We start from the raw sequence: 23,619 nt of genomic DNA on the forward strand, positions 1-23,619 counted from the left end.
AACTTTCAGTTCAAGTGCGGATTTTTATGAGCATAAATGCCGGAATATCATCGCCAAATCCAAGGGGAGCGTAATTCTTATTGTTTCGAGAATGATGCTGCTGAGGTGGCTTTTCTTTATTGTTTGCAGTTTCCATATCATCCACTTTATTATCTTGTAAAGACTTTTTAGTTCGAACAGCGCGTCCTTTTTGAGAAGTCCTTTTTACTGATTTTTGAGATTTTTTCTTTACATCGATGTCGTCTTCTTGATCATCGGTCGTTAAAGTAGAAAGATCCCCATTGAGCCATTCAAGTTTTTCATTGCTTATTTCTTCAATAGCATTGATATATTTTTGGTCAGCTTTTGTAACAATCGTAAAAGCTTTTCCACTACGATTTGCGCGCCCTGTACGACCAATTCGATGAATATAGTCTTCAGCATGTGTAGGAACGTCATAGTTGAAGACATGGCTTACGGCTGGAATATCAAGTCCACGGGCAGCAACATCAGATGCAACAAGAAGTGTGAGTTTATTGTCTTTAAAATCGGTTAATGTGCTCATGCGCGAGTATTGGTCCATATCTCCATGAAGTGCACCTACACTAAAATTATGTCTGACGAGAGATCTAAAAAGTTCAGAGATATCTCTTTTTCGATTACAGAAAATAATAGCGTTTTGAAGTTCGTCACCTTCATTATGAATAAGTTCTCGCAAAACAGCTCTTTTATCCCATGACTTACTTCCCGATTTGACGAGCCGCTGTGTAATTGTGGTTGCGGTTGAGGATGCTTTTGTAATTTCAACAGAAACAGGAGAATGTAAAAATTTCTTTGCTAGTTTTGCAATTTCTGGCGCCATTGTTGCAGAAAAGAACAAAGTTTGACGTGTAAAAGGGGTGAGTTTACAGACGCGCTCAATATCAGGAATAAAGCCCATATCCAACATGCGATCAGCTTCATCAATAACAAGAATTTCTACGCCCATCAGGAGCAGTTTACCGCGTTCGAAATGATCGAGAAGACGTCCTGGCGTTGCGATAAGCACATCAGCACCCCGTTCAAGTTTACGATCTTGGTGCTCAAAAGAAACACCACCAATCAAAAGTGCAACATTTAAACGATGATTTATTCCATATTTATCGAAGTTTTCTTCGACTTGGGCTGCAAGTTCTCGTGTTGGTTCTAATATGAGAGTACGGGGCATTCGCGCTCTTGCACGCCCTTTTTCAAGCAGTGTGAGCATAGGTAAAACGAAAGAAGCTGTTTTTCCAGTCCCTGTTTGAGCAATACCTAGAACATCTTTTCTTTGAAGCACGTGAGGGATTGTTTCACTCTGAATAGGTGTTGGAATCGTATATCCCGCTGACTTTACTGCTTTAATAACCTTTTCGGAAAGGCCCAAATCATCAAAACTTTTTAAAGCTGGTATCATTTTTTTATCAATTGCTCTGCGATTTTAACTTCTCTATCCGAACTATTCGTGAGATTTAAGTATTCGATACTCTTAAAGAGGGTTAAAGTGCCTTCATAAAAAAGTCAACTCTAACGGCCGTATACCTAGAGAAATCATATTACAATAATTAATAGCGAAATTGTTCTGATAAAATACGTTCATCCCATGAATGGTTAGAGTCAAAAAGGATTGAGACTGTTACTTCTGTTGCCATTGAAATAGTAACTGAATGGACAGATTTTACCTCAACATTGTCGGCAGCAGCATTTACAGGACGTTTTTCAGGTTCGAGCATATCAAAGCGTACTATTGCCGTATCGGGAAGCAGCGCTCCATGCCAGCGACGAGGACGAAAGGGGCTAACAGGGGTGAGTGCCATAAGGGGAGCCATGAGGGGCAAGATAGGTCCGTGTGCTGATAAATTATATGCAGTAGACCCTGCTGGTGTTGCAACGAGGATACCATCACAATTTAATTGTTCCATACGCACGTTGTCATCAATACTGATACGGATTTTTGCTGCTTGGTAAGATTGACGAAATAATGAGACTTCATTGATTGCGAGTGCCTCAATATATTTTTGACATTCAGCTTTTGCAATCATGCGCAGGGGATGAATTTCCTTTTTATGTGCGACAGCAATGCGATTTGGCAATTTTTGTTCATAAAATTCATTCATAAGAAATCCTACAGAACCTTGATTCATGCCGTAAATAGGTTTTCCGGTGTTCATAACGTCTCGTACTGTTTGTAACATTGTTCCATCACCACCAATTGCGACAACAACGTCACTTTCTTCGAGAGAAGAATGACCGTAAATGGAAATTAATTTATGGGTAGCTTTGGTGGCATCTATAGTTTCTGCAGAGATAAAATGAAAACGGCTTGGTAATTTAGTCATTAAGAATTATCCTGATATTTACAATTTATTTTGTAGCTTACTTTTTGAGAATTTTGAAGTTGTAATAAAAGCTGTTTTCTCAACAAGAAAAGAATTTTGTGCGACAAAGAAGCTGTTTTAAGATAAATTCTCTTGGCAGGAGAGGATAAGAAGTGTGCGTAGTTGCATAAATCATAAACAAGTATTTTTTATCAGAATGATAATTCTCCATTGAAGCTGAGAGTGTGATCAGTTAAAAGGCTACGGATGATTTTAATGATCAGTTTTAAGCACCCGTAGCTCAGCTGGATAGAGCGCTGCCCTCCGAAGGCAGAGGTCACAGATTCGAATTCTGTCGGGTGCACCAAACTCTTCAATACCATTTTGTATCATTTTTATAACAGTATTGATTTTTTTGAAAATAAAGTATTCCTATTTTAAAAGGAAATTTCATTAAAGTGCATTGTTAAGTTATATATTAAATGGTGAAAGTAATTTAAAATGAGCAAGTTTGTTTCTTTTTATGGAGCTATTTTGGTTCATTATTTTGGATATTGAAATAAAAAAATTAGGGAGAATAATGGAGAAAGTTGCAGTTATTTTGCCAATGGTATTACACTCTGTACACAAAACAGAAAATGCTCCTTAATTTATGAGGTAAAGCTATTCTTTCCATTATTTTATTCAGTCAATTGGAATTAAGAAATTCTTTTCGATATTTTTATTTTGTTATTTAAGAACATAATTTGTTTATCAAAATAATTTTAATCCCCACATAAGTGTTAGAGAGCGAAAGTGCTTTTTCTGTTATCCTAAATAAATGGAAAGTATGAATATAAGCTATAAATGAGCGAGAGAGAAAATTATGACTATTATACTAAATCCTAGTAAAGTAACGCTTAGCGAACTTGAAGCTATTTACTGGAATGGTGAAGTAAGCAAACTTCATAATGATACGCATCTAGCTATCAAAAAGGGAGCAGATCGCATTGCTAAAATTGCTGCGGGAAGTGAGCCGGTTTACGGTATCAATACTGGTTTTGGAAAATTAGCGTCGATTAAAATTGATGTAAATGATGTAACGGTTTTACAAAGAAATCTTATTTTATCACATTGTTGTGGTGTGGGGGCGCCTTTACCGGAAAATGTTGTACGTCTGATGATGGCCTTAAAACTCATTTCGATCGGGCGAGGAGCTTCTGGTGTTCGTCTAGAATTGGTGCATTTGTTAGAAAACATGCTTGCAAATGGAGTTATTCCTGTCATCCCTGAAAAGGGATCTGTTGGTGCATCAGGTGATCTTGCGCCTCTTGCTCACATGGCCGCTGTTATGATGGGAGAGGGAGAGGCATTCTTTCAAAATATTCGCATGAGTGGGGCGTCTGCTTTAGAAAAATCAGGATTGTCACCTGTTGTTTTAGAAGCAAAAGAAGGTCTAGCTCTTATCAATGGTACCCAAACATCAACAGCACTTGCTCTTGCAGGCCTTTTTCGTGGTTATAGGGCATTGTGTGGTGGACTTCTTGCAGGAGCATTGACGACAGATGCCGTCATGGGATCAACAGCTCCATTTCACCCTGATATCCATATTTTACGGGGACATTATGGGCAGATTGTCGTATCACAAACATTAGAAAAGCTTTTAGAGGATTCAGAAATTCGGGCTGCACATTTGCGCGATGATGTCCGTGTACAAGATCCTTATTGTATACGTTGTCAACCACAGGTTATGGGTGCATGTTTTGATATTCTTATCGCAGCAGCAAAAACACTGATTATTGAAGCAAATGCAGTTACAGATAATCCGTTAATTTTAAGCGATGGTAAGGTTGTATCATGTGGAAATTTTCATGCTGAACCTGTAGCATTTGCTGCTGATCAGATTGCTCTTTCTCTATGTGAGATAGGTTCCATTTCTCAAAGGCGTATTGCTCTTATGGTTGATCCAGCAGTTTCTTATGGACTTCCAGCTTTTTTAGCGCAAAATGCGGGCCTTAATTCAGGTTTTATGATTGCTGAAGTAACTGCGGCTGCTTTAATGTCTGAAAATAAACAAATGGCACATCCTGCTTCAGTTGATTCGACACCAACTTCAGCAAATCAAGAAGATCACGTTTCAATGGCATGCCATGGTGCGCGTCGGTTACTGACGATGAGTGAAAACCTTTTTACTATTATTGGCATTGAAACGCTTATTGCAGCACAAGGAATTGAATATCGTACTCCTTTAAAAACAAGCTCCTTTCTACAATCTGTTATGGATCACTTGCGTAAAAATATTGAGACCCTTAAGGGAGATCGTTATATGGCCCCAGATCTTCATAAGGGGTACATACTTGTAAGTGAGGGGCAGTTATTGTCCATTTTACCAAAAACAATTTTTCCATCACTAGAATCCAAATAATATTTATTTTGATATCAAGTAGGGCAGGGAGACACTTAATTTTTGAATTTTCTTATATAAAAATTGGGTAAAGTGATATATTTGAGTAATAAATGAATATGTACTCATGTATCAGCTAGTATGCAGTGGATACCTGTATCCAATTATCTCTTAAGTGAGCATAACAGCGTATGAACCAGCTTTTTAATATCAACAGAAATGGTCTAAAATCGGTGATATAGTGAGACTCGTCAATCTTTAAAAGCTTTGAAAGGGCGTTAGAAAGTGTTTCTATGGGCCCATATTTTAAACCAAATCGCCCCCTTAAGTGCAAGGTTTACAAGAAAAAAAGTTATTGTAGCGATCATAACTCCCTTTTTAACTTTTTCTTTGATTGTATATCCACTTTTTTCTATAGTATTTTTATTTGAAATGCGAATGACAACCATATTTTTCGCCTTAACAAGGATTATTTCTCATGTGACTTGATGGCAATGAAAAGACTCTCTTGAGATCTGATTCTCCCAAGATTTGCATTAACCTCCACAATTTGCAAAAAACAAAAAGTAACTGTTATAAAAATACATAATATATTGCTTTTAAACATTTTTTTCATTTTTTATTTAAAATAATTCTAAAAAATTATAAAATATCTTAAAAAAGAGAAATGCATGATAAAATTGTTAATTTTACTTGATGCAATACATATAATATATTATTTGTGAATGGTAAAATAATAATAAAATATTTATAATGCCAAAGTCTATACTTTAATTATGTTATAGAATATAAGCTAAAAATAGAAAATTAAATCACTTCCAAAAGCAATTTTTTCAATATTGGTTTTTATAAGTTTATGCTGATAAATCAGATCACCATGAGGCAAAATAGCTCTTTTAGGGAAAACGTGTGTTTTAAAGTAATTAGATTTCCTAAGGAGTGGATTAAGCTGCCTTTGTTATTGGTTTGAAGCCATTCAGTTGGTATTAAAAGCTGTTTCATGGGCTGTTGTACACAATTTGTGTTTGTTGTAAACTGAAAAAGCAATAGAAAATTTGCCTAAGGTACCGATAGAAAATTTATTGACTTGCCCAAAATCTAGCTTTACGGATTTTAGGCTTCTGTTTCTGTGAAGTGAAAAGAGAGTGTTGCAATTAGTAGTCTCATCAAATTCAGCATTTTTTCTGCAAAACAAAAATAGAGAATACGAAAATAAATTAAAGGACAATTATAAAAAATTGCATTATCACTTGATCAAAATAACATGATAAAAATGAGAGCGTTGAAAAAGCTGAATAACTCATAACTAAGAGTGTTTTTTCATTGTTTACAATAAGGATTCTCGTAGGCATTGCTCAATGCTCTTTAAATATACTTTCGGGAGAAAAATGAGGCTTTATGATGGATAAAGTCAGCATTGTATATGGTTTTTCGTCAATAATTCAGTGAAGAAGGAAAAAAATGGGAACAAATGAGCTTAAACGAGGTATGAACAAGCGCCAAGTTATCTTTTTAGCTCTTGGCTCTGCTATTGGAACGGGCCTTTTTTATGGGTCTGCGCAAGCCATTAAGCTTGCTGGTCCAAGTGTTCTCATAGCCTATTGTATTTCTGGTTTTGCTATTTTTATGGTTATGCGAGCTCTTGGTGAGATGATTATTCACAATCCGCTGCCTGGTTCTTTTGCTCGTTATGCTGCAAATTACATATCGCCATTGGCAGGTTTTTTAACAGGATGGATATATGTCTTTGAGATGCTCCTTGTTGGCTTGGCTGATATCACGGCTTTTGCGACTTATATGGGGTTTTGGTATCCTGATGTTTCTCCTTGGATATGGGCACTCAGCATTACACTGATCATTACCAGTATCAACTTGGCAGCAGTGGAAGTGTATGGTGAGCTAGAATTTTGGCTGTCTTCTATTAAAATTATTGCGATCATTGCAATGATTATTTTAGGAATAGCAATTATTTTGTATGGTTGGGGAGCAACTCCTGCTTCTTCCACTGTAAGTGTCGATAATTTATGGAAAAATGGAGGTATTTTTCCCAATGGTTTGTTTGGTTTTTTGGCTTGCTTTAGTGTTGTTATCTTTGCGTTTGGAGGTATAGAAATCATTGGTATGGCAGTGATGGAAATACAAGATCCTCATAAGACACTCTCAAAGGCCATTAATTCTACTCCTGTACGTATTTTGCTATTTTATATCATTAGCTTAGCCATTTTAATGTCACTTTATCCTTGGAATAAAATTGGCCTTATGGATAGTCCTTTCGTTTCAATTTTTGAAAGTCTTGGGATCTCAGCGGCAGCTAATATTCTGAATATTGTTGTTGTTATAGCGGCTGTTTCGGCAATGAACAGTGCGATGTATGGCGCTGCTCGCATGATACATGGGCTCTCTCAGGAAGGTTATGCTTTAAAGAAGTTTCAATATTTATCAAAAAATGGTATACCGATTTTTGTTATTTTATTGATTTTAGGTATTTTCCTTCTTGGAGTTGTTTTGAATTATTTGTTCCATGAGCAGCTTTTTTTTCTCATTGCAGCAATGGCAACATTTGCGACAGTTTTCGTTTGGATGATGATATTATTTTCGCAAATTTTTATGCGGCTTAAAATGCCTAAAGAAGTGCAATCTGGTTTGAGATTTCCAATTCCATTTTGGCCAATAGGGCCAATTTTTTCTATCTTATTTATGGTTTTTATTTTTGTACTGTTATGTTTTTTTGACGATACACGACCAGTTTTAGTCGTAGGTATTAGTTGGGTTGTTTGGCTTGTTATTTGTTTCTATACACTTAAATTTTATAATCTGAAAAAAAACAAGAAACAAGAAAGTACGAATAAGAATTAAGCTAGGATAAAAGGCTGATAATTTGATGGTGGAAGGGTAATTGCTCAACAAAAATTAGAAATAACATGCTAATTCTCATTTTGTTTGGAAGAGATATGTATGTTATTGCTGATAATAGCTGTCAAATCATATAAAGCAGGGATAGTTATAAAATCGACAGGTCATTACTGACGAACAAGCAGTTGCATAAATTTGCTTCTCCAACTTCAACTACACCAGCTCTGGCTACAAGCTTTTCCCTACATACAAAAGTGCCGTGAAAAGAGGGAGAGATCCTCTAATCTTTGTAGTATTGTTTGATAAAATAATTATATCGAAATCATTATTTTTTGTTTTATAAAAAATATTGCTTCATTTAACATTAGCTGAACAAAAATATGTATAAATTATAATAATAATTAAATTATTTAATTATTATTATTTTATTCATGTAACAAGTAATAAAATAAGTTTATTTATTTAAAATATCATTTTGTTTAAAATTAATTATTTTATATATTGATATTTTTAATTTTTAGAATAAAATTAATGTGTCATATTGGTTTAAATATAAATTAGTTATCTACAACTACTTGGCAGGTTTATTATAACAATTACAATGGTGGGGATGAATGACTATGTTTTTCTATAATTTATCCATTATGTATCAATTGATATATAATTTACTACATAACAATCTATATAAAGGATCAACGACAAGCAGGATTTTAAATAAAATAACTTTAGGATTAGTTTGATCGTTGTGTGCTCTCTAAGCCTTCATAAAAAATAGCTGAAATAAAGAAACAATAGGAAATTTTACGGATACAGTAGCATTCAGTCTGGTGTGACAGTACGAATCTCTTGGTATAGCTGCTGCATTTTTGTGGCAGAAAAGATAGAGAATGAACCGACAGTTACTTTTATTGGCAGGTGTTATGCTGCTGGATGTTTATCTGTTTGATGGTTTTCGTTACAGGGTTGATGGCGAAGATGGGAAGAACAGATTTTATCACAATTGAAATAAGACAGAACACTGTGCGTACTTTTATAAAGAGAACGATATGGAAGCAGTCATTTTTTCCATTTTAAATGGATGTTCTGTCATCACCGAATTTTCTTTAGGCAGTTTTTCATGAAATACAAATGCGTGGAGCCAATCTATAATGTTTTTTATAATACTAATCCAAGATTGCTTATTAAGATTTTTTGTTTTTTTATTTTATTGTTTTGGTTTTCTTAATATTTTTACGGTATCTGCGCAAATATCTACCGATAACTTTGTCCGTGAGCATAGTGAGCAGCAAAGATCACAGAAGCTTGAGCATTTACGGGCTTTAACGCCTAAAGGCATGAACAGTTCTCCTGAAAGAGAGCAGGATGCGCGTCTTAGTGATGGAGTCTGCTTTGCCATTCATCATATTGTTGTTGAGGGAGTGCATCACGTCAAGAAGCACGCTCTCGCAACCGTAACAGAGCCTTATACTGGGAGATGTATCGGGCTTTCTGATATCCAGACATTGATCAAACAGTTAACCAAAGTTTATCTCGATAAGGGCTATGTGACGGCGCGTTTTTATATTCCCGATCAAGATATTAAAAACAGCAAGACGCTCAAATTTGTTGTTATTGAAGGAAAGCTCTCAGAGATTTACTATAATGGTTCACCAACGTCTCGTTATAACAATGTTGTATGGAGTGCTTTTCCTGGGCTTAAAGGGCGCATTCTCAATATGCGCGATATTGAACAGGGGCTTGATCAGATCAACAGGCTCCAGTCAGCACATGCTAAAAGCGAACTTCTTCCCGGAAACGAAGACGGAAGCACAATTCTCAATATTAGCAATCAGCCTGATAAAGCTTTGAAGGTTACAGTTTCCCATGACAATTTGGGACAATCATCAACGGGATATGCGCGTTATAATGCGGGTTTAAGGGTAGAAAATATTTTAGGGATCAATGATGCGTGGGACTTTGGCTATCAACGCAGTGAACAAGATTATTGGGGTGATAGCAAGCAAGAGGGGCATAGCAATAACATTTCTGCGAGTGTGAGTATTCCCTACGGTTATTGGACATTTTATCTTAGCGGCTATGCTTATAATTATCAAAGCATTATAGAGGGCAACTTCACAGATATTGAAACGACAGGTAATTCCAGTGAATTACACGGTAGCACCAGTTATGTCCTTCACCGTGATAGTTTTTCGCTCACAACACTGAATTTAGGTTTTTCTTATAAAAGAACCAATAATTATCTGCTTGGAAATAAGATTGAGGTTGGCAATCGCCAATATAGCGTTGTAAATTTTGGGATTTCGCATTCTCGCCAGATGCTTGGTGGAACGTGGACGTTTGATGCAAGTTATTTGCAAGGGATCCCCTTGTTTCATTCAGTAAAGAAACATGATCCAGGAGCAGGGGATGTGGAGCCTCAATTTGCGAAATTTACTGGTACGATCAGTGCAATAACGCCCTTTAAGTTAGGGGAATGGAACTTTGTACTGAGCAACCTTTTGAGTGGGCAATATTCGCCTCATAATTTATTGGGTGTGGAGCAGATTTCATTAGGGGGAGCTTCCAATGTGCGTGGCACGCGTGAGAGTTTGATTTTTGGTAATGACGGTTTTTTCATCCGTAATGACTTGTTGTTACGAATAATTCCGTGGAGCAACAATGCATCTTTTAAAAGGGTTTTTGGTGAACTTCGTCCTTATATTGGTTTGGACTATGGTTGTGTGTTTTCGCAGCCCCAGGCAGTCAATCCTTTGTATAGTTTTACGAGTGAACAGCTTGCAGGTTGGACAGCAGGCGTAAAGCTTGCGGGGGGTATTGTATCTCTTGATGCGAGATATTCGAACGTTCTGTGGAGCACAGTCAAGCATAAAAAGTCTGGAACATTTTTTATGACATTAACAATGGATCTTTAAGCATAGCTATGGGGAATTAAAGCATGACATATGGTAAAAGAGAAAAAAGAACAACTTTGTTTGGAGTTTTAGTTTCCAGTACAATGCTCAAAAAAGTTTTGGTAAGCGGAATTAGTTTACCTTTTCTATTCCAATCTCCAGCGGTTCATGCACAAATTTCTGTGGATCCTAACGCAGGTAGCGCATATCGCCCTGATATTGTGGCAGTGCCCAATGGGGTTCCCTTGATTGATATTGTAACACCCAATGGCAAGGGCTTATCACACAATAAATATTACGATTTTAATGTTGGTAATCCAGGTGTCATTCTCAACAATCATGCGAATGAAGTGGGACAATCACAATTGGGGGGCATTATGCTGGGCAATCCGCATTTGCGTTTTTCTGGTTCAGCAAAAGTGATTTTAAATGAAGTGACCAGTGGCAAGCGCAGTGTACTCAACGGTCCTGCGGAAGTTTTTGGGCACCAAGCAGATGTTATTATTGCTAATCCAAACGGCATAACTTGTGATGGCTGTGGCTTTATTAATACCCCTCATGCGACATTAACAACAGGTGTTCCTGAAATTGATGTCTCTGGTTTTCTGAAAGGTTTTGAGGTGAAAGGAGGGGATATCACTTTTGGAACAAAGGGAGCAAATTTTTTCTCTGGCAAGGGTTCAGTTGATATTCTCGATATTGTTTCACGGACTGTACATTTAGAAGGTTCTGTTGCAGGCAGAGAAATTAGGGTGACGGTTGGGACGGGGCACTTTGATTACGCTTCTCGTGAAATGAAGGAACTCACCGACATTACTGGCAAACCGGAATATGCGATAGATGGTTCTGCGTTAGGGGCTTTGCAGGCGGATCGTATCAAACTTGTTGCGACAGAAAAGGGCGTTGCGGTTCGGATGCGTCATGATATGGCGGCGAATGTTGGGCAGTTGCATCTTTCTGCTGATGGGAAAATCTCTCTGAAGAATGTTTTTGGTCATGGAGGCGTTTTACTGAAATCAAAAAGCCAAAGCGTGCTGGCAAAGCGCATTACATCGAAAAAGGATATTAAGATTGTTGCTCATCAGGGGATTTCTTTAGAAACATTGAGTGCTGATGGTCATTTGATGGCAGATGCAAAAAGCGGGATTTTATCTATTACCGGAAAAGCGACGACGGGGAGAAATATGGGGTTGTCTTCGCTCCATGCCATAAAAGTTTTTCAACTTGGCGTTGGCGCTGATCTGACGTTTGAAACAGGTGGCGACCTTACGGTTGGTGGTCTTGTGTTATCCGAAGGCAACCTAAAGGCGCACGCTGGTGGCAATATACAGGCGCATTTTTTAGCAGGTGGGATTGATATGGCTGCTACTGAAGCTGCTGGTGTTATTGTTCTGGGGAAACAGGGTAATATCGATCTACAAAGTGTGAAGGGGAGCATTGCAGCTGAAAATATCTATGGGGCGGGTGATGTTAGACTGGTTTCTCATGAAGGGATTTCTGTTTCCCAATCGATTTTATCTCATCAAAACATCGTCATTCATGCACAACCAGAAACGAATGCCCCCGTTCATTTTAAACAACTTGTGGCTTATGATAAGGCAGACATTAGTGGCGGAACAGTTGATTTTTCTTCTCTTATGACGGGTGGTGATGCTGTTTTAACGGTTGAGAGTCTCGATGCTGGTATAGTTATTAGTGGTGTAGATTTTGTACAATCTAACGGCGTTACAGGCGATATTGTTCTGCATGATAAAGGCTCACTTTCTATTACAGCACAAAAAGGTGTAAAGGTTGGGCAGATTGTTAGTGGTAAAAATATTGATATTTTTGCGGGCAATGACATTTATTATGATCAGGTTATGGGCTATGGAACCGCAACACTGATATCGGTGTCTGGAGCGATCAGTATTGAGAATGAGATGTCTGTCAGTGGGGATGTTAGATTGACAGTAAAAATACTAGATTTGAGCAATGACCGTTCTCATATTCATACCCCAAAAACGCTGTATTTAATTGCGGATCATATTGATGTATCGGGGAGCACTTTGATTTATGGGGGGCTAGATTTTAACAGCACCAATGCTCTTGAGATTCGCCATGCATTGCTTAGAGCTATTACTGATGAGGGAGGGACTGGGGATATTCTCTTTGTTGCTCCAAGTGTTATGGTGGATCAGGACACTTCTGTTTTAGCGGCCAGGGATTTCACGATCAAAACAGGGGGTCTTGAGAATAGCGGGCAATTGGTATCGGGGCAGAATTTAGTCTTTAGCGTGATGGGCGATATAACCAACAGCAAAACAGGTCTAATCTATGCAGGAGGCAATGGTTTTTTGAAAGTTGATGGCACTGTGTTGAATGATTTTGGCGCTATTTTGGCAGAACGTGATTTATTTTTTGTCAATACAGAAGGTACAGGGAAAAGCCTTTCCCTTGTTAACAAAGCTGGGTTTATTCAAGCAGGCGGAAACTTAACCATCCAAACTAACAGTCTGAAAAATGAAGCCGATAGTACTCCTGTGGTGAACATTAAAAAAATTGAAAGCAATCTCTTTGCATTTGAAAAGCCAGACAATTACTCTTCGCTCAATGAAGAGGGGCTATTTAACAAAAAAACATTGGATCTTTGGAGCAAAGGGGACATTAACGATCTTTTCCTTGAACACAGAGAATTTATCTTGGAAGAAGCGATGTGGGGTAAAAAAGAGAGAACCTATGGAAAATTAACTTTGAATGGTGGAACAGTATACAAGGCATTCACTTGGAAAATAGCATCGGAACATGGAAAAAATCGCATGCAAACGTATGTATGGAATGATAGGTCATACATGACAGAAAAAACTGTTACACAGAGTTTTTCGCATAAGCCAACCGTTCAAGGGATGATACAGACTAGTGGCAATCTCATCATTCATGCCGACAACATTGATAACCATTATAGTATTATAGAAGCAGGGGAAAACGCTGATATTCACGCCAATATGCTCACCAATTCAGGTGCAACAACTTATAAAAATACCTATCTAGGTTGTAAAGCAGGTACAGATAATTGCTATGCCTATAATGCGGATGGAAGTCGCAATAGCGCTTTAGACCTAGCAAATGATACTTTTCGCCATACCGGTTCAGTAGCTACAGATACAGTTTCTGCTCTTGTTCGCGCGGGGAGCATTCTCAATTTGGAAGTCGATCAAATAAACAACAAGGCAGCGGAAGGCTCCATTTCAGGAAGTGCTCATTTTAAAGCAAAGGCGGTTGCGGGTAATCCATTAGAAGCATTGCAAAACCTAACAGCAGTTGGTGGTGGTTTATTTACCCCGAAAATCAATCGTGACGCTTTTTCCAATGGAAGAGATTTGTCTTTACCAAAGCTCCAATCGAGTGGAGATGATGGCACGTTGCCCAAACAAAATTTCCTTTATGAAACTCAAACAGATTTCTTTGATGTCAGCAAGTCTTATGGTGTCTCTTATTATTTAAAGAGAATTGGTTATAATCCTGATCGGGAGATTTTTTTCTTAGGTGATGCGTATTTTGAAAAGGAATTGATTGAAAAACAAATGCATGATCTTGTTGGTCAAGGTTTAGGAAAAGGCTCCTTTATTCCTGGAAGTGATGCCATTGAACAAGTCAAAACCTTACTTGATAATGGGGTTGATTATATAAAATCTCATCATCTCCCCTTTGGTGAGGCTTTGAGCAAAGAACAATTGACTTCTCTAGAAACTCCTATGGTTATTTATACGCGCCAAAAAGTGAAGGGTATGGATGTTTATGCACCCGTACTTTATATTCCAGAAAAAGAGAGAGCATCCTTTATCTCTGCAGGTGCTTTGATCATGGGAGATAATGTCAATATTACCAGCCATAATACGAGCAATTCCACGGTAATCAATTCAGGGCGGGTTGAGTCATCACACCAATTGTATATCAAGGGTGGTAATATTCTTAATCACGGAGGGTATTTAACTGCTGGTGATGATATTGTTTTGGTTGCGGATAAAAACATTCGTTTTGATGCAGGGCGAACAAGCGTTGAAGGCGTGGAAACTGTTTTAAACACCGAGGCGCTTTCTGCTGGTAGCAATGCAACAGTGATTGCTAAACAAGACCTCACAGCTTCAGGAGTGTGTATCACAACAAGGAGGAGATTGGCGTTGTCAGCAGAACAAGGCACTTTGTCTGTAGGATCAACAGCTACCATCAACCGCATGGGACAGCGTGATTCCGTCGGACAGTATCCATCAAAAGTGAGTTCTGGAAGCTTGATGGTAGTTTTAGCAGGGAAAGATTTGAATGTTGCAAGTTCTTGTATTCAAGCCCACGATACTCTGCGCTTACAAGCAGAGGGAAATATTTCAATAGAGGCTATACACAATAGCATAAATAACAATGCTCATGGTGAAACATCACGCCTAGTGTTGCACAAAGCTTCTTATTTGAGTGCTGGAAAAGATATTTTTGTCAAATCCGGACGAGATGTCCATGTTGCTGCTTCTACTTTAAACGCTGAGGGTTATGTTGCTCTTAGCGCACAAGGGGATGTAACTGTAGGAGCAAAAAAAGATGAAATAGCATATCATCTTCAAACTCAAAACATGACAATTGACAGGCATGTGTCAGCTTTTGTTGGGGCATCCATTAAAGCTGAAGGTGATATTATGGCTGTTGCGGGGAAAGATGGAAAACAGCATGATCTCATCATCACGGGAAGCACTGTTACCTCTGATGGCAAAGTGGGGCTGAAAGCCAGCAATGATATTCTGATCACCAATACAGAAAATAGTTTACAGCGTGAGGTATCACTTCACACAACTGGTGGAGTGTTTGGCGGCAGTAAATCAGTCCATCACAATGTTGCAAATGCGCAAATAGTGAGCGCAAATATCTCAGGGAGTAAAGGAGCAGCATTGGATTCAGGAAGACATACTCAATTCGTTGGATCAGCGCTTGTTGCTGGTACAGCGGAGGAAATGAAAAATGTAACAAGTCAAGGTAGTTTAGCGGCTAATATTTCCATTGTATCTGGCGGTAACATTATCATAACAGGAGAGAAAGAGCGGTTTAATCAGCAAAAAGGACTATCAAAAAGTGGATTTTTGAGAGGGAAATCTTCAAACCAATTTCAGAAACAGTCAACAACGCTCTCTTCTGGTTTTACTGCAAAGGGTAATATTGTTATGGAGGCAAAAGAAGATACGATGATTTCAGGGTCAAAACTCTTTGCTGGTCAAGATATTACTGTAACTGGAGCCGGTGTTTCAGTCATCGGAATGGAAGAGCACTATAACGTTCAATCAGAAAAGCGTAATTCTGGCCTTGGGGTTGGTTCAAACTCTAGCTCTTTATCACTATGGGGGAGAAAAGCGCAAACACAAACAGACAAAACAGGTACGCATAAAGGAACTTCAATAGTTGCTGGTGGTACTGTCAACATCATTGCAGAAAAATCAGATTTGATAGTGGGGAGTTCTGACCTTGCAGCAAGCAGAGACCTTATTTTTTCCGCTGCGCATGATATTAATGTTATTGCTGGGCACAAAAGCCATTCGATGAATTTTGAAGAAAAGCACTCCGATTTTGGTATTCATTTTAAAAAAAATCGTAGTAGTGTCCCACTCAGTATTGGAATCTCTTCATCGACAGATAAAGCGCATAAAGAGGAAAATTTTGCGAATCAAGCTGGCTTTGCAGCAGGACGAGATGTGCAGATCAACGCAAAACATAATGCCCATTTGCAAGCGACAGATATTTTGGCTGACCGTGATGTCAAGGTTTATGCAGGCAATGATGTCACGCTGTTGGCAAGTCATAATGTTTTTGACGCTAACGAAATGCACGACACTTTGTTTGCAGGAGTTAAAGCTGTTGTCAATGCTGATTTTTTGAGCACTGTACAGAATGTGGGAGATGTAGCAACGTCTTTTAAAGATGGGGAGAGTAAAGACAAAATTAATAACGATACTATTGCCAGCACCAAAGGCGATGATTTCTATAACAAAGGTAAAAATCTTTACAATGGGATAAAAGATGAAACAACAAAGGATATTCTTCTCAATACAGAAAATATTTCCTCTAGCGTTACAGTAGATTTTATGTCTGATAAAACAGAGGCGTCTTCTCATGCCTCAATGGCGGTAACGGATAAAATAGAAGCTAAACGTGTTGTGAGTATTGAAGCCAACAAAGGGACACTTCATGATGTTGGAGCAGATGTTATTATTGGTGCAAATTCTACTTATATCCCAAACAATGATAAGCATAATAATGAAAACAGTAGAGAAATCATCCTGAAAGCAGGACAGAATATCACTCTTGAAAGTGCGCAAAATGTGCAAAAAAGCACAATTAAATCGCGAAGCGCTTCCATCAATTTTGGATACAGCTATGGAAAGGGTGGTATAAGTTTGATGGGTAATGGCTTTTTCAACCAACAAAAGAAGTCTGACGAGAGTGTTCAACACAAGAATAGCCGTCTTTCAGGTACGGGGAACATTCGCATCATCAGTGAGAAAGATACAACATTAAGTGGTGCAGTCGTTGCTGGAAAGAGTATAAAAGCCAATATTGGCGGCGATTTTACCATTGCTAGCCGTAGTGACAATGCTCAAACATTTAACTCTCAGCAATCTGCTTCTGGTCGTTATCATGACGAAGAAGAGGCTGATGCAGCAAACATAAACGGCAATTGGTTAAAAAACAAATCGTCAAGCCATTATGAGAATATTCTAAAGCAATCGGGGATTAAAGCTGGTGAGCAAGGCTTTGACATGACTGTTATAGGTAAAACAACTCTCATCAGTGGCGTCATTGACAGTATTGCCTCTACGGATAAAAACACTCTGACAACAGCGGCTATAACGACCAGTGATATTGCCAACAGTGCAAAGGCTCAAGCAAACAGTGATGAGATCAGCATTGCAGCGGGTGGAGCATTGCAACAGGGAAAATATGGTATTTCAAAAAACCTTGCAAAAAATGCTTTGGATCACGGAAAATCTCATGATTCAGTGAATGGAGAAACCAAGTCTGCTATCAGCAACGGTACGATTATCATTACAAATGAAACCGAACAGAAGGCGTTGACGGGGCAAATATCTGACCAAACGATAGCCTCCCTTAACCGTAATACAACTGAATCTCATCAGGGTATAGAACGGCTGGATGTAGAAGAGCTAGAGCATATAGCCCGAGAAAACCGCGAAATGAAAACACGATTGTTGGAAAAAGGATTTCAATATAGTGATGAAGCTTATAAAATCATGTTTATCAAAGAGCACCCTATCGCTGTTATTGATCGCGATAAAAATGGAAAGGTTATTTATTTAAAAGATAAAAAGGGGCGGGTTTTTCCTCAATATCATTATTTAACACCTGAGGAAAAGCAGAGTTTAAAGGCAGGATCTGATGGTAAAATCCATATTTTTGTCAATGGAATTTTTACTTCGGCAAATAAAGCGGCTGCTTATACACTTCAGCATGCAGACAATAAGAATGAACCACACTATTTTGTACATTTCCCCAAAAGCAACACAGTTTTATCAGAGCTTATGATAGCGGGTTACCAGAAGTTTATGGAAAATAACTTTTTTGGTCTAAGCAATTCGACAAGGAAAGTGCAGAATTTAATGATTCTCAATGGCAATGATGGATTGCATTTTGATGCTCATAGTCGTGGCAGCATGACAGTGGGTAACGCACTGCAATCTCTAGATCAAAAGGGCAGATATAGGTTAGTGGGAAAAACAACGATCAATCTTTTTGGACCGGCCTTTAACGCTCAAGCCATGGCGGATACGTTAGAGAGATTGAGTGATGGTAAAAAAATGAGTGTCGGTTTAGAAAATCATAAATATGATTTTGTTGGAAGATGGATTGGAGGAAATCCTTATACCTTTGAACAGATACCTGCTGGCAGTAACGGATTGATAGAAACATTCAAAATAATAACTGATCCTATCAATGTTCATAATTGTCTTGGAAGTGGAAAACCAAGATATACGCAGCTCTATGGTTTACCTCATCGTGTACAGATTCATTCGAGGAAGGAAAAATGAAACAAACTTTAAGATTATGAATGCAATGGTTTTGTTAATTATCATGGATGTCAGTTTAATAAGACTCCTGTAGAGTACTTTGAGTATATGGAAGAAATCTAGTGCAGAGTTTGCTGAGGTAGCAAAAGTAGTGTTAGAATGTGGTTGATCAGTGCCGTATGATTTTGATAAAGAAGATAAAAATCTAATCAACAATGCGTGGGAAAGCATTGATGTTTTTTATATGCTCCGAGCAGGATTCCGCCATAAAGATAAAAAGCGAAGGTGGTATAAAAATTATTTGTAAAGCTGAGAACTTTTCTATTGTTCATCCTGGCGCTGTTATCCTACAACGAAGTGTCAAGAAGCACTTAAATAGCACCTATTGTAAAAAATATAAAAATAGTCTTAAACGCCAGACTTAAGTCTTGTTGCTGGTAACAATTAACAACTCCCACACTCTTGCTTTTATGAGAGTGCAAGGTTGTTTTCTTTATTGACCATTCACACTATATCCATAGTTATCTTGGACAGCTGGAACAAAAAATATTAGTAGGATTATAAGCCATTTCATTGTAAATAAATCCATTGAAGGAGGGGAAAAATGAAAAGATCTTGAAATTATTGGGTGAAATAGCTCTGTTAACTATGGTTGGATGTATTAATCAACCACCTCCATCAACTTTGGCATTATGGGAAAAACCCGGTGCTGATTAGCCCATGATCCAACAAGCATTGTCAAACTGTGTATGGAAATCGATTTATTCTTCTCCTCAAGATATGGATTCGTATGCAAGTGAATTTGCTTCAGTTTATGAATGCATGAAAAAAGCAGGGCATCGGTATAAGTTGCAAGATTCAGATTTTGCATTTTACAATGCATTAAGCACAAGTGAATTTCATCTCCAAATTTCGTTTAAAATCCATAGATAACCTTTTTCTGATTTGTTATCCAATAGCTATATTGATGTATAACAAAAGCATTTGAGATAACAAAATATCACAATGGTAAACGCTTTTGAATTAATTTACAAAATATTGATTTTTTACTGACTAAAGCATCTATGCATATAAATAGTTATAGAATTATTTTTTCCTATTCAAAATGTGCATTTGAGCTAATTTTCGTGATTGATATCTTTTTTACGGTGAAAAGGGTGTAAGCTGTGATTTCGATATTCAGAAACTTTGTATGCCAATCAAAAAAATATGTGACGATAAAGACTTAGTGTTATAAAAACTCTTTTCTGACGAACTGAAGAATCGTCACATTTAGCAATACAAATATTTGCGAAAAAATGCTTTTATCGGGCGTTATCTTGTTTCTTTGTGGTTTACAATTTTTTTTATCATTTTATCTTAAGTTATGGAGAGTGTGTATTAATTTTTATTTGTCTATTTTATCTCAGAAGGGTGGAGTGGTATTAATGTCAAAAAAAGTCATGATCGTAGAAGATAACGAACTGAATATGAAATTATTTCGTGATCTTGTAGAGGCGAGTGGCTATGAAACCGTTGAAACCCGTAATGGTCTTATGGCATTAGAATTGGCTCGTTCATCAATGCCCTCTCTTATCCTTGTGGATATTCAGTTACCTGAGGTATCAGGGATTGACGTTATTAAACAATTAAAAGAAGATGAGGAACTTAGATCTATCCCCATTGTTGCGGTAACAGCCTTTGCTATGAAAGGGGATGAAGAAAGAATTCGTGCAAGTGGATGTGAAGAATATATGTCAAAACCTATTTCCGTTCCCCGTTTTATCACAATGGTAAAGCACTTTTTGGACTGAAGCTATGCTAAAGAATGGTAGAAAAAGTGAATGAGGAAATTTCAGTTGTATCACGAATATTTTTGCAAACGAGCGCGTAGGTAAATCTGAACTACTGAAGTACAAATCCTAAATGTTGATCCAAACTTTCCAAGCATTTCCGATCAACCTCTTTTGAGTACTTACCTATCAGGAAAAAATGATCTTTTTATTCCTTAAATTTTTTTCACGATAGAGAAGAGCAGGTTACCCTGTTTTCTTAAAAAAACCGCTTTAACAAACATAAAGCCCCGCTAAAACGGGGCTCGATGTATTGCACAAAAAGTTGAAATTAACGCTTTGAAAATTGGAAAGAACGACGCGCTTTTGCTTTACCATATTTTTTACGTTCAACAACACGACTGTCACGGGTAAGAAAGCCGCCCTTTTTCAAGATTGTGCGAAGTTCTGGCTCGTAATAGGTTAAAGCTTTGGAAATACCATGGCGCACCGCACCGGCTTGTCCAGAAAGACCACCACCTGCAACGGTTGCAATAATATCGAATTGGCTATCCCTATTGGTTGCAACGATTGGCTGCCGAAGAATCATTCGAAGAACAGGACGCGCAAAATATTTGTCGAATTCCTTATTGTTAATGATGATTCTCCCAGAACCTGGTTTGATCCATACGCGAGCAACAGCATCTTTACGTTTCCCTGTTGCATAAGCACGTCCTTGTGAATCAAGCTTTTGCACATGGACAGGAGCGACATTTTCATTGGCTTCTACAATATTTGTTACTGCACCAAGCTCAGAAAGAGAATTAATTTCAGCCATAATCAAGCAATCCTTTTGTTTTTGCGGTTTAAAGCACCAACGTCAAGAGCTTCGGGCTGTTGTGCCGCATGCGGGTGTTGGCTTCCAGCATAAACACGTAAATTCTTCAATTGGCGACGACCAAGTGGTCCACGAGGAATCATGCGTTCCACAGCTTTTTCAACAACGCGTTCAGGAAAACGTCCTTCAAGAATTTGTCGTGCCGTACGCTCTTTGATCCCACCAATATATCCGGTATGCCAATAATATCTTTTATCTGTATATTTTTTTCCTGTAAGAGCTATCTTATTTGCATTGATCACAATAACATTGTCACCATCATCAACATGTGGAGTAAATGCAGCTTTATGTTTGCCCCGTAAGCGGTTAGCAACGAATGTGGCAAGACGACCTAAAACGAGGTTCTCTGCGTCAATAATAACCCATTTTTTCACCACTTCAGTTGGCTTTTGTGAAAAAGTTGCCATAGAAGTATCCTTTATTAAAACCCTTTCATACTAAGGGCATTTTTTGTTGCTTTGCGTTGAAAATTGTTACCATAGCGATATTTAACGCGCATTACCCGCTCTGATATAATGTCTTTTGATGTACGTCAAGAGAAAATAAAAACTTATAAAACAGAGCATTATATTTAAGGTATTATAATACTACGAATTTTGTGATATTTGTGCACATTTTAAGCCAGAACGAATATTCCGAAAGAATGCTTTATTTCTAACTGTTGATTGTATTTTATTCGCTTTCATTGTAAAATGAATGCTGATGCAGCATCCCCGTTATTTTCTCAATGTTGAATCTTCTGCTTGCGGTCAGGCTTGGTTAGATGCCCTTGATATTCGAGGAATAAATAATGCGCGCGCTATTTCTCAAAAATTTGGTTTTCCAGATGCGTTAGCGCGCGTTCTCTCAGCAAGAGATGTGGATGAATCTGAAGCTGTTGCTTTTATCAATCCAATGTTGCGTGATTTAGTACCTGATCCAAAAAAATTTACGGATATGCAATGTGCAGCAGAGCGCATTGTTAAAGCTATTTTGCATCAAGAAAAGATTGCCGTTTTTGGTGATTATGACGTTGATGGTGCTTGTTCATCAGCACTCGTAGCGCGCTTTTTCCGTTATTTTGATATGGAAATAAAAATTTATATTCCTGACCGTATTGTTGAAGGATATGGTCCAAATGAACAAGCAATGAGAATGCTCGTACAAGAAGGTGCCCATTTGATTATCACCGTTGATTGTGGCGCAAACAGTCCAGAAGCAATAAAAGCAGCAAGGCTTGCAGGCGCTGACGTTATAGTTTTAGATCATCATCAAATGTCAGAAATTCATCAAGAAGCTGTTGCTCTTGTCAATCCTAATCGCCCTGATGATTTTTCTGAACAAGGGCATTTATGCGCTGCTGGCGTTATCTTTGTTACGTTAGTATGGGTTAATCATTTATTGCGAGAAAAGAAGTTTGGAGGGAAACTTCCTGACCTTTTAAGTATGCTTGATCTTGTTGCATTGGCGACCGTATGTGATGTTGTGCCGTTACAGGGTGTTAATCGCGCTTTTGTGGTTAAAGGACTCCAAGTTGCGCGTTCTATGCATAATCTTGGGATAGCAGCTTTAACAAAGGTCGCGCGTATAGGTGAGCCGCTTAATAGTTTTCATTTAGGCTTTTTGTTAGGCCCTAGAATTAATGCAGGGGGACGTATTGGCGACCAAGCTTTGGGAGCACGTTTGCTCTGCTGTGATGATAAAGATGAAGCTGATAGAATAGCAGAACAATTAGATCAGCTTAATCAAGAACGCCAAGAAATGGAGGGCATCCAATTAGCGCAAGCAGAGTCTTACATCGATTCTCTTTATCAAGAGCAAGAAACGCCGTTGTCACTTGTTATTGCTCATCAAGAATGGCATCCAGGAATCATTGGTATTCTTGCATCCCGCTTAAAAGAGCGCTTTTTTTGTCCTGTTTTTGCAATTGCTTTGAAAGAAGATGGAAGTGGAGTAGGGTCGGGACGCTCAATTAGTGGCATAGATTTAGGAGCACTTGTTCGTGAAGCCGTTACATTAAATTTATTAGAAAAGGGTGGGGGACATAGTATGGCAGCAGGGATCACAATCCAATCAACAAAAATTGACAATTTTCGAGAGTGGTTGGAAGAAAAAGTTTCTTTAAGGGTTTCTGAGTTGCATGCTAAAAGGTCTCTTAGTATAGATGGTTGCCTTTCTGCTGCTGGAATCAATAAAGCGCTTTTTGATATGATAGAAAAAGCAGGACCATTTGGTTCAGGTAATACTACACCTGTCTTTGTTCTTCCCTCTCATCGGTTAATTAATTTGTGTGAGGTTGGTAAAGGACATCTTCGCCTAGTTATATCTAATATGGAAGGAAAAAAACTACAAGGAATAGCTTTCCGTGCGGTGGGAACATCGCTTGGTGATTTTCTTACTGAAAATATTGGTGAAATGATCCATGTAGCTGGTAATCTGAGTTTGAATTATTGGAATGGAACTATCAATCCACAACTGCGCGTGATTGATGCAGCAGCAGTTGTTTGAGAGGG

At 38.1% G+C, this 23,619-nt stretch carries 11 protein-coding genes and 1 tRNA gene; 7 read left to right on the top strand and 5 right to left on the bottom strand.

What is annotated here, in order from left to right:
* Positions 1-10: 10 nt before the first annotated feature.
* Both V4P57_RS03015 and V4P57_RS03020 read right to left on the bottom strand, forming a co-directional pair.
* On the bottom strand, positions 11-1,414 hold the full coding sequence (locus V4P57_RS03015; protein WP_455466706.1) for a DEAD/DEAH box helicase: 1,404 nt from the start codon (positions 1,412-1,414) through the stop codon (positions 11-13).
* A 148-nt stretch (positions 1,415-1,562) separates the two neighbouring features.
* Positions 1,563-2,336: an NAD kinase gene (locus V4P57_RS03020; RefSeq protein WP_455466707.1), complete on the bottom strand. Its 774-nt coding sequence runs from the start codon at positions 2,334-2,336 to the stop codon at positions 1,563-1,565.
* A gap of 269 nt (positions 2,337-2,605) precedes the next feature.
* Between V4P57_RS03020 and V4P57_RS03025 the strand changes: the two genes are divergently transcribed.
* Both V4P57_RS03025 and hutH read left to right on the top strand, forming a co-directional pair.
* Positions 2,606-2,682: transfer RNA gene (locus tag V4P57_RS03025), tRNA-Arg, on the top strand.
* 498 nt (positions 2,683-3,180) lie between these two features.
* Positions 3,181-4,719 carry a histidine ammonia-lyase gene (hutH, locus tag V4P57_RS03030; protein WP_455466708.1) on the top strand — a complete coding sequence of 513 codons (1,539 nt, stop codon included), beginning with the start codon at positions 3,181-3,183 and terminating at the stop codon, positions 4,717-4,719.
* 257 nt (positions 4,720-4,976) lie between these two features.
* Here the strand turns inward: hutH and V4P57_RS03035 are convergent, their stop codons facing one another.
* Positions 4,977-5,147, bottom strand: a complete 171-nt coding sequence (locus V4P57_RS03035) for a hypothetical protein (RefSeq protein ID WP_455466709.1) — start codon at positions 5,145-5,147, stop codon at positions 4,977-4,979.
* 1,012 nt (positions 5,148-6,159) lie between these two features.
* On the opposite strand from V4P57_RS03035, the gene V4P57_RS03040 reads away from it, so the two are divergent.
* From V4P57_RS03040 to V4P57_RS03055, 4 genes are all read left to right on the top strand, one after another.
* On the top strand, positions 6,160-7,554 hold the full coding sequence (locus V4P57_RS03040) for an amino acid permease (RefSeq protein WP_455466710.1): 1,395 nt from the start codon (positions 6,160-6,162) through the stop codon (positions 7,552-7,554).
* Positions 7,555-8,699: 1,145 nt separating this feature from the next.
* The gene (locus V4P57_RS03045) at positions 8,700-10,463 is read left to right on the top strand and encodes a ShlB/FhaC/HecB family hemolysin secretion/activation protein (protein WP_455466711.1); all 1,764 of its coding nucleotides are present in this window, start codon (positions 8,700-8,702) and stop codon (positions 10,461-10,463) included.
* A gap of 23 nt (positions 10,464-10,486) precedes the next feature.
* Positions 10,487-18,499 carry a two-partner secretion domain-containing protein gene (locus V4P57_RS03050; protein ID WP_455466712.1) on the top strand — a complete coding sequence of 2,671 codons (8,013 nt, stop codon included), beginning with the start codon at positions 10,487-10,489 and terminating at the stop codon, positions 18,497-18,499.
* A 1,406-nt stretch (positions 18,500-19,905) separates the two neighbouring features.
* Positions 19,906-20,271, top strand: coding sequence for a response regulator (locus V4P57_RS03055; protein WP_455466713.1), 366 nt, complete (start codon positions 19,906-19,908; stop codon positions 20,269-20,271).
* A 310-nt stretch (positions 20,272-20,581) separates the two neighbouring features.
* Here V4P57_RS03055 and rpsI read toward each other — a convergent pair whose 3' ends face one another.
* On the bottom strand, positions 20,582-21,067 hold the full coding sequence (gene rpsI, locus V4P57_RS03060) for a 30S ribosomal protein S9 (RefSeq protein ID WP_455466714.1): 486 nt from the start codon (positions 21,065-21,067) through the stop codon (positions 20,582-20,584).
* 2 nt (positions 21,068-21,069) lie between these two features.
* Positions 21,070-21,534 (bottom strand): 50S ribosomal protein L13, encoded by a 465-nt coding sequence (rplM, locus tag V4P57_RS03065; protein WP_455466715.1) that lies wholly within the window; start codon positions 21,532-21,534, stop codon positions 21,070-21,072.
* A 295-nt stretch (positions 21,535-21,829) separates the two neighbouring features.
* Between rplM and recJ the strand changes: the two genes are divergently transcribed.
* A complete protein-coding gene (gene recJ / locus V4P57_RS03070; protein WP_455466716.1) occupies positions 21,830-23,614 on the top strand; it encodes a single-stranded-DNA-specific exonuclease RecJ in 1,785 nt (594 codons plus the stop codon).
* Positions 23,615-23,619 lie beyond the last annotated feature (5 nt).

It is taken from the genome of Bartonella sp. B39, from assembly GCF_053795145.1.

Excerpts from the sequence above, each read along its gene's own strand:
- V4P57_RS03020 (WP_455466707.1), bottom strand. The coding sequence starts at position 2,336 with ATGACTAAATTACCAAGCCGTTTTCATTTTATCTCTGCAGAAACTATA.
- V4P57_RS03045 (WP_455466711.1), top strand. The coding sequence starts at position 8,700 with ATGTTTTTTATAATACTAATCCAAGATTGCTTATTAAGATTTTTTGTT.
- rplM (WP_455466715.1), bottom strand. The coding sequence starts at position 21,534 with ATGGCAACTTTTTCACAAAAGCCAACTGAAGTGGTGAAAAAATGGGTT.
- V4P57_RS03040 (WP_455466710.1), top strand. The coding sequence starts at position 6,160 with ATGGGAACAAATGAGCTTAAACGAGGTATGAACAAGCGCCAAGTTATC.
- recJ (WP_455466716.1), top strand. The coding sequence starts at position 21,830 with ATGCAGCATCCCCGTTATTTTCTCAATGTTGAATCTTCTGCTTGCGGT.
- V4P57_RS03050 (WP_455466712.1), top strand. The coding sequence starts at position 10,487 with ATGACATATGGTAAAAGAGAAAAAAGAACAACTTTGTTTGGAGTTTTA.
- hutH (WP_455466708.1), top strand. The coding sequence starts at position 3,181 with ATGACTATTATACTAAATCCTAGTAAAGTAACGCTTAGCGAACTTGAA.
- V4P57_RS03035 (WP_455466709.1), bottom strand. The coding sequence starts at position 5,147 with ATGGTTGTCATTCGCATTTCAAATAAAAATACTATAGAAAAAAGTGGA.
- V4P57_RS03015 (WP_455466706.1), bottom strand. The coding sequence starts at position 1,414 with ATGATACCAGCTTTAAAAAGTTTTGATGATTTGGGCCTTTCCGAAAAG.
- rpsI (WP_455466714.1), bottom strand. The coding sequence starts at position 21,067 with ATGGCTGAAATTAATTCTCTTTCTGAGCTTGGTGCAGTAACAAATATT.
- V4P57_RS03055 (WP_455466713.1), top strand. The coding sequence starts at position 19,906 with ATGTCAAAAAAAGTCATGATCGTAGAAGATAACGAACTGAATATGAAA.